Annotated in this window: 9 protein-coding genes; 3 read left to right on the top strand and 6 right to left on the bottom strand. The window is 71.9% G+C overall.

The genetic code is table 11. From position 1 onward, the window contains the following. The first annotated feature begins 57 nt into the window (after window positions 1–57). Complete coding sequence (locus tag WME97_RS31610) at window positions 58–903, top strand: pyruvate, water dikinase regulatory protein (protein ID WP_437542827.1); 846 nt, start codon at window positions 58–60, stop codon at window positions 901–903. 21 nt (window positions 904–924) lie between these two features. Here the strand turns inward: WME97_RS31610 and larE are convergent, their stop codons facing one another. Next, on the bottom strand, window positions 925–1,785 hold the full coding sequence (gene larE, locus WME97_RS31605) for an ATP-dependent sacrificial sulfur transferase LarE (protein ID WP_437542825.1): 861 nt from the start codon (window positions 1,783–1,785) through the stop codon (window positions 925–927). A gap of 100 nt (window positions 1,786–1,885) precedes the next feature. On the opposite strand from larE, the gene WME97_RS31600 reads away from it, so the two are divergent. Further along, a complete protein-coding gene (locus WME97_RS31600) occupies window positions 1,886–2,710 on the top strand; it encodes an OmpA family protein (protein WP_437542823.1) in 825 nt (274 codons plus the stop codon). 6 nt (window positions 2,711–2,716) lie between these two features. On the opposite strand, the gene WME97_RS31595 is transcribed toward WME97_RS31600, so the two are convergent. Further along, window positions 2,717–5,137, bottom strand: a complete 2,421-nt coding sequence (locus WME97_RS31595; RefSeq protein ID WP_437542821.1) for a fused MFS/spermidine synthase — start codon at window positions 5,135–5,137, stop codon at window positions 2,717–2,719. A gap of 103 nt (window positions 5,138–5,240) precedes the next feature. Next, the gene (locus WME97_RS31590; protein ID WP_437542818.1) at window positions 5,241–5,786 is read right to left on the bottom strand and encodes a hypothetical protein; all 546 of its coding nucleotides are present in this window, start codon (window positions 5,784–5,786) and stop codon (window positions 5,241–5,243) included. Between the two features lie 108 nt (window positions 5,787–5,894). Between WME97_RS31590 and WME97_RS31585 the strand changes: the two genes are divergently transcribed. Continuing rightward, entirely contained in the window at window positions 5,895–7,115 is a 1,221-nt protein-coding gene (locus WME97_RS31585) for a M14 family metallopeptidase (protein WP_437542816.1), read from the top strand. A 195-nt stretch (window positions 7,116–7,310) separates the two neighbouring features. Here WME97_RS31585 and WME97_RS31580 read toward each other — a convergent pair whose 3' ends face one another. The 3 genes from WME97_RS31580 to WME97_RS31570 form a co-directional block, all read right to left on the bottom strand. Next, entirely contained in the window at window positions 7,311–8,510 is a 1,200-nt protein-coding gene (locus tag WME97_RS31580) for an MFS transporter (RefSeq protein WP_437542815.1), read from the bottom strand. A 194-nt stretch (window positions 8,511–8,704) separates the two neighbouring features. Then, window positions 8,705–9,295, bottom strand: a complete 591-nt coding sequence (locus tag WME97_RS31575; protein ID WP_437542813.1) for an N-acetyltransferase family protein — start codon at window positions 9,293–9,295, stop codon at window positions 8,705–8,707. Window positions 9,296–9,521: 226 nt separating this feature from the next. Further along, window positions 9,522–14,540, bottom strand: a complete 5,019-nt coding sequence (locus tag WME97_RS31570) for a zinc-dependent metalloprotease (RefSeq protein WP_437542811.1) — start codon at window positions 14,538–14,540, stop codon at window positions 9,522–9,524. Between the last annotated feature and the right edge of the window lie 63 nt (window positions 14,541–14,603).

Here is a 14,603-nt window from a genome sequence, read left to right as displayed (position 1 = left end):
CGAGGCACGAGCCCTGCCTCGAGCGCCTGAGCCGAAATGGCGACGGAGGGATCGGACATGGACAAGGCGAAGTTCATCGACGTCCTGAGCGACTCCACCGGAGAGACGGCGGAGAAGGCCGTGCGCGCCGCGCTCCTCCAGTACCCGGACGCGGGGGTGCAGATCCGCCTCCACACCCGGGTGCGCACGCCGGAGGTCGCGCGGCCGGTGCTCGAGCGCGCGGCCCGGGAGGGCGCGCTCGTCGTGTTCACCGTGGTGAGCCCCGAGCTGCGCGAGTTCCTGCACGCGTCCACCGCCGAGCTGAACATCGAGGCGATCGATCTGATCGGCTCGCTGATCGTGCGGCTCGGCACCTTCCTCGACCGGGAGCCGATCAACCTGCCGAGCGCGATGCTCCCGCTGAGCGAGGAGTACTTCCGGCGCATCGAGGCGGTGGAGTTCGCGGTGAAGAGCGACGACGGCAAGGAGCCGCGGAACTTCAAGAGGGCCGACATCGTCCTCGTCGGCGTCTCGCGCACGTCGAAGACGCCGCTGTCGACGCTGCTCGCGCAGCGCGGCCTCAAGGTCGCGAACCTGCCCCTGGTGCTCGGCGTCCCGCCGCCGCTCGAGCTGATGGAGGCCCACCAGGATCGGGTCGTCGGGCTGACCATCGGGATCGATCAGCTCTGCGAGATCCGGCAGGCGCGGCTGCGCCAGCTCGGGATGCCCTCCGAGACCAACTACGCGATGCGCGAGCACGTCCGCCAGGAGCTCGACTTCGCGAACCGCCTCTTCGCCGCGCACCCGGAGTGGCCGGTGGTCGACGTCACCAAGCGCGCCATCGAGGAGACGGCGGTGATCATCCTCGAGCACCTGAAGGAGCGCGACGAGCGCGCCAAGGTCGTGCGCTCCTCGCTCGTGTGAGGCCGCGCGGCTCCCGCGAGATCAGCTCACGATCTTGAGGGCGCGGCCGACGAGGACCTCGTTGTGGCTGCCGGTCCTGTACCCGCCGAGATCGAGCGTCACGTACCGGAAGCCGTGCCGCTTGCCGGCGGCCACGATCTCGGCGCGCACCGGCGGCTCGGCGGCGCGCGCGAGCTCGCCCGCGTCGAGCTCGATGCGCGCGAGGTCGTCGTGGTAGCGGACGCGGACCTGGCGGAAGCCGAGGCCACGCAGCGCCGCCTCGAAGCCGCCGATCTGCGTGAGCCGCTCGCGCGTGACGCTGGTCCCGTAAGGGATCCGGCTGGAGAGGCAGGCCGCGGCCGGCTTGTCCCAGATGGGCAGGCCGACGCGCGCCGCGCCGGCGCGCACGTCGGCCTTGCTGAAGCCGAGCTCGACGAGGGGGCTCAGCACGCCCGCCTCCCGCGCCGCCTCCAGCCCGGGGCGGTAGTCGCCGAGGTCGTCGGTGTTGGTGCCGTTCACGATCGCCGCGAGCGCCCACTCGGACCGCTTTCGCGCGGCGATCCGGTAGAGCTCGCTCTTGCAGTGGAAGCAGCGATCCGGGTTGTTCGCGACGTAGCGCGGATCGTCGATCTCGGACGACTCGACGAGCCGGTGGTCGGCGCCGATCAGCCGGGCGATCGAGGTGGCCTCTTCCTTCTCGGCCGGCGCGAGGCTCGGCGAGACCGCGGTCATCCCGACGGCGCTCGGGCCGAGCTCCTGGTGCGCGACCGCGAGGACGAAGGCGCTGTCGACCCCGCCGGAGTAGCAGACGAGGACCGATCCGAGCTCCCGGAGCCGGGCGCGCAGCCCGGCGAGCTTGGGATCGATGGGCGAGCCCTCGGGCGTGGGCGACAGCGCGGACATGGCGATCCTCTTACCATAAGCCGCGTTCCGCGCCGGTCGGCCCGGCGTCCGCCAGGTTACTTGCGGTCCGAGCGCCGGTTCTGACACGCTGCAGGGCGACATGGACCCGAAGAGGAAGCAGGCCGCCCGCACCTCCCTGCCGTTCGCGCTCGCGGCGGCGCTCGCGCCCGCCGCGTTCGCTGGCCAGGGGTGCAGCGACAACCGGCTGCCGCCGCGGGAGCTGCCGCGCGCCGAGGAGCAGCAGGCGCTCCCGCGATGGTACCCGGAGAAGCCCTGGTCGGAGCAGGGCGGGGAGAGCCAGGTCTACATCGAGGGCAAGATCGTCTTCGACACGAGCAAGGCGACGATCCGGCCGGGCAGCGAGAAGACGCTGGAGACGCTGCTCCAGTTCATCAAGGAGCACCCCGAGGTGACGCGGCTGCGGATCGAGGGGCACACGGACGCGCAGTCGAGCGAGGAGCACAACCAGGCGCTCAGCGCCCGGCGCGCCCTCGCGGTCGCCGACTGGCTGGTCGATCACGAGGTCGAGAGCGACCGGCTGATCGCCGTGGGCTTCGGCGAGTCGCGCCCGCTCGGGCCGAACGAGATCGCGGCAGGCCGCAGCGAGAACCGCCGGGTCGAGTTCCACGTGGCCGAGGTGAACGGGCGCCCCTTCCTGGGGCAGGATCCGTACAGGGGCGGCCTGGCGCTGGAGGTGCTGAGCCTCGAGCAGCGCAAGCAGCGCGCGGAGCAGGCCGCGCAGCTCAAGGCTCCCCCGCCCCGCAAGGGCTTCGTGGCGACGGGCGACGAGATCAAGCCGGTGCAGGTCAAGCCGCGGGCCACGTCGGAGGCGCAGGAGGGCGAGCCCCCCGCGCCGAGCGCGCCGGCCAAGGAGAGCGCGCCGCCACGTGACGGCGGGGGCGCGGCGCCCGCGGGCGGGGGCTGAGCGACCTCAGGGCGCGAGGTGCCGCGCGCGCGGCGCCCGCGTCCGGTACTGCTCGAGGAGCGCGAGCGTCGCGTCGAGCGACGCGCCGTACGGGAGCACGTTCCCCTTCGGCGTGGCGTACTCGAGGTAGAGGTTGTCGTCCGTGGACAGGATCGGGCCGCCGTCCTCGGCCGCGTCGGCGATGAGGCGGTCGAGATCGTCGCCCGAGGTGACGAGGGCGTCGAGGAGGTCCTCGAGCCGCGCGCCGGCGAGCGTCGCCTGGAGCGACGGGCGCGCGTCGAGCCCGGCGAGGCGCGCCTCCGAGGCGACGAGCGGCGCGCCGCTCGCGACGAGGATGCCCTGCGCGCCGCCCACGAACAGCGCGACGTGCGGGAACGCGCTGCGCATCGTCCTCACCACCACGGCGAGCTCGCGCCGCCGGATGTGGTGGAGCTGCACCCACTGCTGCAGGACGCCGCCCTCGGTGAGCCGGGACCGGGCCAGCTCGTAGAACTCGTGGCTGTAGAGGCTCGCGGCGCCCGCGAACCAGACGCTGGTGAGCTCGATGGCGATGAGATCGTAGCGGCCCGGGGCGGCGACGAGCAGCTCGTTCCTGCCGTCGTTGAGCGAGAGGCGGACGCGGGGATCGTCGAGCGCGCGGAGGCTCGGGCCGGCGAAGAAGCGCCGAGACGCCTCGACGATCGCGGGCGAGATCTCGGCGACGTCGATGCGCTCGAAGGGGTAGGCCGCGATGGTGCCGGTCGTCGTGCCGGTGCCCAGGCCGATGACGAGCGCGGCGCGCGTGTCGCGGAGGAAGAGCGAGGGGAAGTGCGCGAACCGCCGCTGCGCCGTCATCTCGGGGCCGTCGTCGCCCTGGAACTTGCCGTTCGTGTACATGGTCGTGACGCCGGCGAGGTGCGCGACCGTTGTGACGCCGCCGTGCACGTCCTCGCGCACGAAGTCGATGCGCTCGGGGCGCGGCCCCATGGCGAAATAGACGTTCGCGCCGCTCGTGAGGCGGGCCATGTCCCAGCGGGGCGCGAGCACGGCGAGCGCCCCCGCCGCCGCGGCCAGCGCGAGGGCGCGGGGGAGCTCCGCCCCGGCGCGCGCGGCGGCGAGGACGGCCGTGAGGGCGAAGGCGAGCGCGATCGTCAGGAGCGCGCGCTCGGAGCCGAGCGCGGGCAGGATGAGGTAGCCGGTGACGATGGAGCCGGCGATCGTGCCCAGGGTGTTCGCGGAGGTCAGCCTGCCGACGCGCGCGGCGACGTCGGCGTGCGCGGCGGCGCGCGCGAGGAGCAGGGGGAAGGTCGTGCCCATGCACAGCGTGGGCAGCGCGAGGATCGCGAGGGCGGCGAGCGCGCGGCACGCCTCGCGGCCGGCCCACCCGTCGACGTGCTTGCCCGCGAAGGCGAAGAGCCGCGGGAGCTGGTCCCAGAGCGGGACGGTGGCGGCGAGCGAGAGCGCGGCGGCGGCGAGCCCCCGGGAGAGCGCGCCCTCGCCGTGGCGGCGCGCGAGGGCAGGCGAGCGCGCGGCGCCGGCCGCGAGGCAGACGAGGAAGACGGCGAGCATCAGCCCGAAGGCGTAGGCGCTGTTGCCGATGAGCAGCGCGAGCAGGTGGGTCTGGACCACCTCGGCGGCGAAGACCAGGAAGCCCGACGCGAACGCGAGCAGGAGCAGGAACGGCGGCTCGGCCCGGCCGGCGGCCGCGGGGAGCGGAGCGTCCGTGGTGCGGGCCTCGGGGGAGCGCGCGTCGGGGGCCTCGGGGGAGCGCGCGTCGGGGGCGGCGGCAGCAGGCGCCGGGCCGCGGAGCCCGGCGGAGATCGCGACGACGCCAAGGACGAGGTTGGCGATCGCCGCGGACCAGAGCGCGCCTCGGATGCCGAGGTGCGGGAGGACCACGTAGGCGCCGGAGAGCGCGCCGGCCGCGCCGCCGGCCGTGTTGATGGCGTAGAGCGAGGCGAGGCGGCGCGCGGCGTCGTGCTTGGCGGGGGGCGCGCCGCCGTCCGGCGCGGCGCCGGCGCGGAGGATGCGCGAGAGCACCGGGAGCGTGGCGCCCATCGCGACCGTGGGGACGACGACCACGAGGGCGGTCAGCGCGGCGCGCGCCGCGGTGAGCAGCGCGAGCGAGTCGGGCGCTGCGCGGGCGACGGCGACGTAGGCCGAGGTCAGCGCCTCGAACAGGAACGGCGAGACGGCGCAGATCGCGCCGACGATCACCTCGAGCGCGCCGTAGACGACGAGCGGGCGGCGCGCGGACGCGGCGTGGCGGCCGCCGAGGTGCGCGCCGAGGGCGAGGCCGCCCATGAAGGCGGCGAGGACCGTGCTCACGGCATAGGCGGTGGCGCCGAAGACGTAGGCGAGCAGCTTGGAGAAGGCGACCTCGTAGAGGAGGCCGGTCGCGCCAGAGACGAAGAACAGGGCGGCCACGAGCGGGAAGCGGGAGCGCACGGGCGCGCACGCTAGTACAGGCGCCCGACGAGCAGGCACCTCAGAGCGCCGAGGACGACATCCGTCGGCAGGCGGCCGAGGGCGGGCGCGACGCGCCGCCCCGTCACCAGCCGAGCCGCTGCAGCCGCTCTCTGGCCCCCTTCACCCCGAAGATCGTCTCTTCGCCGGGCGGCACCACGGGCGCGAGCAGCACCGCCGCGAGCACCGCGGTGACGACCAGGGGCGCTCGCGCGTCGTCGCCGGCGATCGCCGGCTCTTGCACCTGCCAGACCCGCCGCGCCCGCGCGAGCAGCGCGTCGAACCCGCGCCCGCCGATCGCCCTCACCCCCGCCGCGGCCGCCGCGCGCACGAGCGGCGCGCGATCCAGCGGCACCGTCACGACGCGCACGCGGCTCGGCGTGCGCGGCATAGAAGAAGCGGCGGTGCGCGCGATGTCCACCTCGACGGCGTCGGCCATCGGCGTGGTCCCCGATGGGTACGCCTTCTTCTGCACGAGCGTGAGCTCCGCTCCGAAGAAGACGCGCGCCTGATGTGCCCAGCGGTGCTCGTCGATCCGCGCCTCGGGCTCCGGCGACAGCAGCGACCACCCCTGGCTCGGAGGCAGCAGCTCGATACGTCCTTCCGCCCACCCGTTGCCGTCGAATTCCATATGCGCGCCCGCTGCCACGGTAATCCCTGGTTTGACCTGGTCCGGATCGCACGAACGCGCGGCCGGTGGTCTATAGTTCGTGCCATCTAGGGTAAAGGTGAGCCCTGCATGCCGAAGTCCGATCAGGCATCGGAAGAGCAAGGCCGGGCTGCCCTGAGGGCGGCCCTCTTTGTACACCGACGCGCGCCGCTCTCCCGTCTGCTCGCTCGCCGCGGGCTCGGTCCCTACCGGGGGTACGGCGAGCTCCTGGAGGCGATCGAGCGGCTCGCCGACCGCGGGGCGCAGGTCACGCTGATCGGGCGCTCGATCCGGGGCGAGCCGCTGCTCGCCGTTCACCTCGGCGCGGCCAGCCTGGCCGCTGCGCGCGGCGAGAAGCAAGCCGCGGGCCTCGTGGCGCCGAGCGCCCAGGGAGGACAGGGCGTTGCGAACGGCGTCTCGCTCCGTCCGCTTGATGGCACGCCGGATGCCGATGGCAGCCGCGCGCCGGGCGGCGCGGACGACCCGGCGCCGAGCGACGCCGCCCTCGCTCCGTCGGCCGAGCGCGCCGAGCGCGCCAGCTTCCGCCCCTCGACGGGAGCCGGGTCGCGCGAGCGCGTGCGGACGACGGTGATCCTGTCCGGGATCCACCCCCTCGAGTGGATCGGCATCGAGGCCCACCTGGCGCTGCTCGAACGCCTCGCGACCCAGGACCTCGGCGGCCGGTCGATCCTCGCCGTCCCGATCGTGAACCCGGATGGGCTCCTCCGCGTCGAGATGAACCTCCGCGCCGGGCGACACCGGTACGTGCGTGGCAATGCCCGGGGCGTCGACCTGAACCGGAACTTCGACGCGGGGTGGTACGAGCGCGGCCTCATCCAGCGCTTCATCGGGCTCCTCTTCTCGCCCGGCAGCCGCCCCGCCAGCGAGCCCGAGGTGGAGGCCATCGCGCACGCGCTGTCGTCGCGCCGCATCGACCGCGCCTTGTCGCTGCACAGCACGGGAGGCGCCGTGCTGTACCCGCCGGCGCACAGCCTCTGGCCCGTGGCCGACGCCGCCGAGCACCACGCCTTCGCGCTGCGCGTCGCGCGCGCCGCGGACCGCAGGCCGTACCGCGCCATGTCCTACGTCCGCTTCGCCTGGGGCGTCCGCAAGGCGGGCCTGGAGATCGACTGGCTCCATGATCGCCACGGGGCGCTGTCGCTCCTCGTGGAGTGCTCGCGCGGCAAGCTCGGCCTCCGGCCGTCGCGCCTCGTCGAGCCGTTCGCCTGGCACAACCCCCGGCGTCTCGACGACGCCACGCCGCCGCTCGTCGACGCCCTCCTACCCTTCGTGAAGGGCGCGCGCGCCTAGAGCGGCGGTCACCCGCTTCGGATACGGGCCCATTTCGACGTTTTCGGTGCTCAGCGCACCGGAGTGCGCTTGCGCGCCGAAAACGCCGATCTGGGCCCGTATCCGAAGCGGGTGACCGCCGCTCTGCTGCGGCTCTGGATGGTGCTGAGGGGGGGCGGGAACTGATGGGGTTTCGGGAGGAACCAGGGGCGGCGGTCAGAGCTCGACCGGCTCGCTGACGGGGATTTTTTGCAGGCCGAGGAGGACGCCGAGGGCGGCGAAGGTGGCCGCCATCAAGCCGTACGCCGCGAGCGCCCGGTGCTCGATCAGCCAGCCGGCGCTGATGGGGCCGATGATTTGCGAGATGCTCGCCAGCGACTGGCTCACGCCGAGCGCCGCGCCCTGCTCGTCGCGGCCGACGCTCTTCGTGAGGAGCGTGGTGACGGCCGGCCGCACCACCGCCGCGCCGAACGCCGCGAGCCCCACGAGCGCGAGCAGCACGGGCAGGGTGTACGCGACGCCGAGCAGGCCGTAGCCGACCACCATCGTGGAGAAGCCGATCAGCGCGAGCCGCTCCTCGCCGTACCGCTTCGCCAGCCGGCCGATCAGGCCGCCCTGGATGCTGCCGCCGATGAGCCCGGAGAAGGCGTAGAGGTAGCCCGTCTCCTTGACGCCGAACGCGAAGCGCCGCTCGAGGAAGAGCGCAAGGCCGCCGATGAGCGTCGAGAAGGAGAGGGAGAAGGCGAAGAACTCGAGCAGCCGGCGGCGCGGGAGCGGCCGGTCGAAGTAGCGGCGGAAGGCGTCCCCGCGGCCGAGCGACGCCGGCCGGGCGGCCGCGGAGGTCGCCCCGTCCTGGGCCGCTGGCAAGGGCGGCTTCGCCGGGAGCAGCGTGGCCGTGAGGAGGACCGACAGGAGCGAAAGCGCCGCCGCGCCGTACGCCGGCGCGCCGTAACCGAAGCGGCTCGCGAGCTCCCCCGTGATGGCCGGGCCGAGCAGGAACCCGGAGCCGAAGGCGATGCCGATCAGGCCGAACGCCTTGGTGCGCTCCTCGGGCCGGGTCACGTCGCTGATGTACGCCTGCGCGATCGTCAGGTTCCCGGCCGTGAGCCCGTCGATGATCCTCCCGAGGAACAGCATCCAGAGCGAGCTCGCCGAGCCGAGCACCAGGAACCCGAGGAACGTGCCGGTCTGGCTCGCGAGCAGCGTCGGTTTGCGGCCCACCCGGTCCGAGATCCGGCCGAGGATCGGCCCGGAGACGAGCTGACAGACCGCGTAGCTCGCCGCGAGCACGCCGACCACGAGCTCGCTGGCGCCGAAGTGCTCGGCGTAGAACGGGAGGAGGGGGAGGACGAGCGTGAGGCCGAGGACGTCGACGAAGACGGTAAGGAAGATCGGCAGGAGCGGCGAGCGGAGCATGGTGGCTTTCGGTGGCGATGGACTGCGGTGACGGCCGCTGGCGACCGGGCCGGCGATGGCCGGGCCTCCGGCGCCTGGACGGCGTTGTCCTCATGACGCATCTGCGCCGCGGCGGGTACCCTCCAGCGCGCGTCCAGCGCTCGTGCGGGGCACGGGCCGGGCCGCGGGCGGGCCCGGGACACCCGCGCCGCGGCTCAGCGCTCCGACGGGGCGACCGCGCGCGGGTCGGGAGAGCGGAGCGCGAGGGTCATCTGGATGTCATCCAGGATGGCGCCGTCGACCCGGAACGCGTCCTCCCGGGTGCCGATCGGGACGAACCCCATCCCCGCGTAGAGCCGCCTGGCGCGCTCGTTGTTGGCGAAGACGCCGAGGTCGAGGTACTCGAGGCCCGCCTCGGCGCGGGCCCACGCGATCGCGGTCTCGAGCAGGCGCCGGCCGTGGCCCTGCCCGGTGTGGGGGCCGAGGATGCCCATCGCGACGACGGCGCGGTGGCCCTCGGACCAGACGCGGCCGCCGCGGAGCTCGATGTGCCCGATGATGCGCGCCCGCGGCTCGCTCGACCGGAGCAGCCAGGCCCGCCCCCAGAGCGGCTCGTCGAGCCCCTTGCCCCAGCGGTCGCGCGCGCTCTGCTCGACCTCGTCGGGGCTGAGCGACGTCGCGACGGCGAAGTGGGGCACGCCGCGCCGGCCGGACTCGCCCACGTGCTCGATGAGGTAGGCCGCGAAGGCCCGCGCGTCCGAGCGCTGGGCCGGGGCGATGGCGTGGAGGGCGGGGGAAGGGATCATGCCGCGGCGCGCGCAGCGCCACGGCGAGCGTAGTGCCGCCCTGGCGCCCGCGCGACCTCCAATGGCAGCAGGGCGGGCTCGGCCCGAGGGATCGGGACGGCCGGCGCGGCCCGCCGGGCAGGGCCGGGGCCGGCGCGCGTTCAGATCGCAGGGAGGGGGGAGAGGAGGAGAGGGAGAGAGGAGGGCGGGGCCCCGGCGCAGGGCCCCCGGCGCGGGGAGGCGCGGATCAGTCGTCGTCGTTGTCGAGGTACAGGCCCAGCTGCTCCGGGTCGGCGAGCTCGAGCTGCACCATCATCTTGAGCAGGTAGTCGGGCACCGATTTGTAGCCCTTCAGCTCGTACGCGTAGTGGTTCTTGTAGATGGTGAGCTGGGTGCAGTTCTCGTTGATGTTCTGATCGCACGCCGGCACCTCCTTGAACGGGCCGACCGCGGGCACGTCCTTGATCGCCGGATCCGGGATGATGATCGCGGCGCCGTCCGGGTGGTACGTGATCATCGGGCGACCGTACTTGTTGAAGCCGGGTCCGTACTCGGCGACGTACGCGGGATCCCCGGGGACGCTGGGGATGCTGCCGTCCGGTGGCAGTTGGTCGGCCTCCAGTTGGCCGACGTACTTCTGCGTGTCGAGCTGGTAGCCCTTCGCGGTGAGGGCGTTGGCGTACTCGATCACGCGGGCCGCGATGCCCTTCTGCACCCACCTGCCGCCGGAGCCCTCGCAGGCCGCCCTGTTCTTGCCGGCCCCGAAGAGGCACTCCATGCCGTACGTGCGGGCGTAGTAGATCTGCCCGGACGTCGGGTCCTGCCACTCGATGCGCTGCTCGATGCCCGGGTCCGCGTCGCTGCCGAGCCGGTAGACGCGCATCATGTCGAGCCAGTTCGTCTTGCCGTTCGCGGGGATGTTCGCGAGCGTCCACGCGATCAGGAACTTCTGCACCTCCCAGCCGATCTGCGGATCGACCGCGATGGTCCGGTCCACGACGGCCGGGTCGAAGTCGCCGCCGGCGTAGTTCGTGCAAAGGTTCTTCCCGTCGGTCGGGAAGCAGACCTTCGGCCCCTCGTTCGGCCACCAGCTGACCCAGCCCATCGGGCGCGCCGGGAACTCCTTCGCCAGCGGGTCGGGATCCTTGCTCTGCTCGTCGAGCACCGGGAAGCCGTCGTTGTCGGCCTCGAGGCGAGGCGCGAGGAGCGAGCGGTCACCGGTGAGGGCGTTGGCGAGCACGCGGCGGTAGCCCTCGGGCAGCACGTCGGCCATGCCGACCGCGCGGAAGCGGGCGTCGTAGAAGTCGCGGCGGGACTGGCTCACGAACCGGTCCTCCGACTCGGAGAGCAGGATGGCCGTGTTGATCTTGTCGTAGTAGCTGCCCGCGTTGGACGTGTAGTCGCTGTTGAAGTCGCCGTTGACCTCCGAGTTCCGGTTCTCGAGCGGGTGACCGCCGAACCCGACGTCCTTCAGGTAGCCGGTCGAGCCGTTCGGGATCTGGACCAGCACCGGGCTGTTGGTCGTGCCGCCGAAGGAGCCGAAGTCCTCGCCGGCGCCGTAGTCGTCGCCGTCGAGGTTCGAGCGGAGGACCGGGTCGTTGAACAGCGGATCGCGCAGGTAGTGCGGCCCTTCCTCCGGGCGGGCGAGCTGCCTCGTGAAGTGATCGAACGCCACCGTCGCGGCCACGACGTTCTCCTGGAGGCCGCCTTCGATGAGGAGCGGCCACAGCGTGTCGAACGACAGGCCCTGGTTCGTCGCGAGATCCTGGTAGATCGTCCCGAAGAACCCGATGCCGCCGGCGATGCCGAGCATCTTCTCGTTGTAGCGTTCATAGGATCGATCCGCCGCGGTGCGGACGTTGAACGTCGTGAGGTTGCGCCGGAAGTTGTCGAAGATGTGCCTGTTCTCCTGGGTGGTGATCAGGAACATCAGCTGCTCGTACGGGTCGGCGCCGTTGTCGTGACGGAAGACCGAGACGTTGCCGAGGTCGGCCCAGTTGTCCGTCGCGAACGCGTACGGCACGCGGACGCGGTTCTGGGCGTCGACCGCCGGACCGCCGCGGAAGGCGCCGAGCGCGGTCTCTTTGTCCTGCGGCATGCGCAGCTGCTTCCAACCGACGTAGTCGACCGGCTGCTGGCGGCAGCGCTTCGTCTCGTCGCCGACCTTGACGATGCCGCCGTCGAGGAGCGTGTGCCACTTGCCGTCGAGCCGCTCGTTCCACGTCGCGGGCGGGGTCGCCTGCACGTCGTAGCAGTCGCGGATGACCTCGTACTGCGCTTGCAGCTGGGAGTAGTGGAAGTCGTTGACGCTGGGCGCGTTCGTGCTGTTGCCCTTCGCGAACATGCCGTACTTGATGCCGGCCAGCCCGCCGAAGTTGTCCGCGGCGGCGAGGAGCCCGCCGCCGATCCTGCCGCCGGCGAGGTAGTTGCGCTCGCCGTTGTCGTAGACGCTCACGGTGTCGCCGTAGAAGAAGCGCGCGGCCGCGAAGTCGTAGACGCCCAGGCCGACAAGGTCCTGCGAGACGTCGCCCGGGTAGTCCATGACCGTGGAGTGCTGGAACATCCAGATCATGTTCTTCTGCTCTTCGTCCGTGATCGCGTCGAAGTAGCGAGGGCCGACGCACTCCTCCGGGCTCTCGCCCGCCTCACCGGCGCACGCCGCCTTGACCTTCCCGTTCTTCGTCCTGAGCTGCCAGTACTGGGGCCGGAAGAAGAGCGAGGCGTAGCTGCTCACGAAGTTGTGCCGGAGGCCGATGGAGTGCCCCATCTCGTGCGCGATGACCGCGTAGTGGTAGCGGCGCTGGAGGTACTTGAACATCCTCTCGTAGCGCCCCCGCTTCTCGTCGGCCGTCTCCTCGTCGCCGACGGGGAACTTCTCGCGGAGCGCCTCCGCGAGGCCCGTCATCGCCGTGGCCTCGGGGGCCTCGTGCAGGATGCAGGCGCCGCGCTCGGCGAGCGCGTTGTCGTGCATGTGCCGGAGCTGCGAGTGCAGCTTCGGGTTGTTCATCGCGAACGGCGACGCCGCGTCGGCGAGCGGGCCCTCGATGGGCAGGCCGGCGGGGATGCCCGCGCGCTTCAGCATCGCCGGGTTCATGAGCTCCGACTCGGCGAGGCTGCCCCGGGCGGCCTTCATGCGGGCGCCCACGATCGCCTGCTGCGGGGAGGCGATGTCGCCCCGCACCGCGATGTCGGCGACCTTCGCCTTCATCGGCTCGATGAGCGCCTTGAGCTGCGGGGAGACGCCCTGCGCGACGAGGCTCTCGTACGCCTCGGGGTCGAGCTTCGTGGCGCTCGCGAGCCGCGACGTGACCTCGCGCTTCGTCATCGTGGGCCCCTGGCCGCCGCCGGAGATGCGGCTCGCCTGGGCCCAGTCGCGGATGTACTTGCCGTCGGTGATCTCGGAGGTCGGGATCTCGCCGTTGATGTAGCGGACGAGGTCGACCAGCTGCTGCGCCGCGGAGTCGGTGACGTGGCTCCAGATGTTGATGCTGGCGGCCACCTTCTCGCCGGTGAGCGGGTCGTCCGCGTCGGCCATGATGCCCCAGGGCGACGGCTTCTGCGGCTTCTCGACGATGAGCACGCTGTTGTAGCGGAGATCGCCGAGCCGCGGGGCGACGCGCTCCTCGAGGGGAACGCTCGTGTCGCCGCAGGCGGGGTGATCGCCCTCGATGACGGGGTTGTGGCAGAGCACGATCACGGACGGCTGCGTGACGACGCCTCCGATCGCGAGCGTCGCCTGGTCGCCGCCGCGCCGCTGAGAGAGCTGCTCCACGGCCTGCTTGGCCTGGTCGTCGCAGATCGACGCGTCCCAGCCCTGCTCGCGGCGGCACGCGTTCAGCGCGCGCGAGAGCGCGACGGCCTCGTCGATGTCGTCCTGCTGGCCCTTCCACATCGGGAACTGCGCGTCGCAGTCCTGGCCGCCCGTCTTCCGGCACTCGACGAGGCGCGAGGTCTGGATCGCGGTCTTCATCGCGAGATCCCACTCCTCGGCGGCCCACTGGGTCGCCTCGAAGATGTCCTCCGACGTGTCGCCGCCGACGTACCAGGGGATGACGACGGCCTCGCGCTCCGCGTAAGGCAGCGTGCACTTCTGCTTGTACACGTCGCACTGCGAGCCCGCGCCGGCCGCCGCGCACGCGTCCGCGGTGCCGTCATTGTCCTTGTCGAGGTTCGGATCGGCGTTCACGTCGCCGCCCGGGGCCGTCTCCCGGGTCGCGCAGGCGATCGCGCCCTCCATCGTCTCGGGGTTGTCGTAGAAGTGGCTGCGCTTCCAGAGGTTGTAGCGGGACGCGAAGCGCCGCCACTGGTTGTCCACGATGCCGTAGTTGCGCTCGTAGCCGTAGCGGGACTCGGCGGTGAAGATGCCGAACGCCTGGAACCTCACGCCGTCGAAGTCGATCGGCTCGTAGTCGGTGTCGACCACCTTCTTGAACGACTGCCGGATCGTGATCTCGACCGGGTTGCAGTTGCCGTACGGGTCGGTGCCGCCGGCGAAGTCGCCCGGGAGCATGCAGGCAGGGAACTTCTCGATGCCCCAGCCGAGGCTCGAGAGGTCGAGCAGGGCGGGCGTGGCGAACGCCTTCGTCGTGACGTCGAAGTAGCCGCTCTCGACGTCGAACCGCGGGGCGTCGGCGGAGGCGGGATCGCTGACGTAATAGGCGAGCGGCTCGTACTCGACACCTCCGTAGATGCCGATCTGCGACAGCGTGTCGAAGTCGTAGGCGTCGGTGACGAGGTTGCGGGACCAGTCGACGCGGAAGTACTCGCGCTCGTACCAGAGCCGGTCGCTCGTGTTCTCGACGATGACGTTCGACTCCTCGCCGGTCGACGGGTTGTAGTCGCGCACGATGTCGAAATGCGACTCGATCGCGTAGCTCGCGACGATCTGGCCGTCGTTCGTCGTCTTCTTGGTGAGCCCTTTGTGGTTGTTGCCCTTGCCGTCGGTCCCCTCGATGCGCTCGTAGGCGAGCCGGGCGTTGAGCTGGCGCTCGGTGACCTCCCACTTGATCCGGGAGACGGGCTGGGCGTAGGTCGACGTGAAGAGGCCATCTTGGGCGGCGCCGTACCCGACGTCGACGACCGTACCCCGCATGTAGAACTCGGGGTCATCGACGATGTCTTTGATGTCCTTTCCAAGGAAGAAGGACTTGGCGAGCGCATCGCTCTGCACCCTTCTGATGGACGGCCGCTCCTCGGCGCAGCCCGCCCCCACGACGGTCAGCGCGACGGTGCCGAGGAGCACCGCACGCCTAAAAATTCGATTCATCAACGATCCTCCGGAAGCTGCCTGTCGAGATCGACGCACAAGCTGACCCTTCACGGCGCACAG

It is taken from the genome of Sorangium sp. So ce367 (assembly GCF_051520455.1).
Classification (GTDB): Bacteria; Myxococcota_A; Polyangia; order Polyangiales; family Polyangiaceae; genus Sorangium; species Sorangium cellulosum_B.
This window is presented reverse-complemented; position numbering and strand designations above follow the sequence as displayed.

Excerpts from the sequence above, each read along its gene's own strand:
- WME97_RS31575 (WP_437542813.1), bottom strand. The coding sequence starts at position 9,295 with ATGATCCCTTCCCCCGCCCTCCACGCCATCGCCCCGGCCCAGCGCTCG.
- larE (WP_437542825.1), bottom strand. The coding sequence starts at position 1,785 with ATGTCCGCGCTGTCGCCCACGCCCGAGGGCTCGCCCATCGATCCCAAG.
- WME97_RS31590 (WP_437542818.1), bottom strand. The coding sequence starts at position 5,786 with ATGGAATTCGACGGCAACGGGTGGGCGGAAGGACGTATCGAGCTGCTG.
- WME97_RS31600 (WP_437542823.1), top strand. The coding sequence starts at position 1,886 with ATGGACCCGAAGAGGAAGCAGGCCGCCCGCACCTCCCTGCCGTTCGCG.
- WME97_RS31585 (WP_437542816.1), top strand. The coding sequence starts at position 5,895 with ATGCCGAAGTCCGATCAGGCATCGGAAGAGCAAGGCCGGGCTGCCCTG.
- WME97_RS31570 (WP_437542811.1), bottom strand. The coding sequence starts at position 14,540 with ATGAATCGAATTTTTAGGCGTGCGGTGCTCCTCGGCACCGTCGCGCTG.
- WME97_RS31580 (WP_437542815.1), bottom strand. The coding sequence starts at position 8,510 with ATGCTCCGCTCGCCGCTCCTGCCGATCTTCCTTACCGTCTTCGTCGAC.
- WME97_RS31610 (WP_437542827.1), top strand. The coding sequence starts at position 58 with ATGGACAAGGCGAAGTTCATCGACGTCCTGAGCGACTCCACCGGAGAG.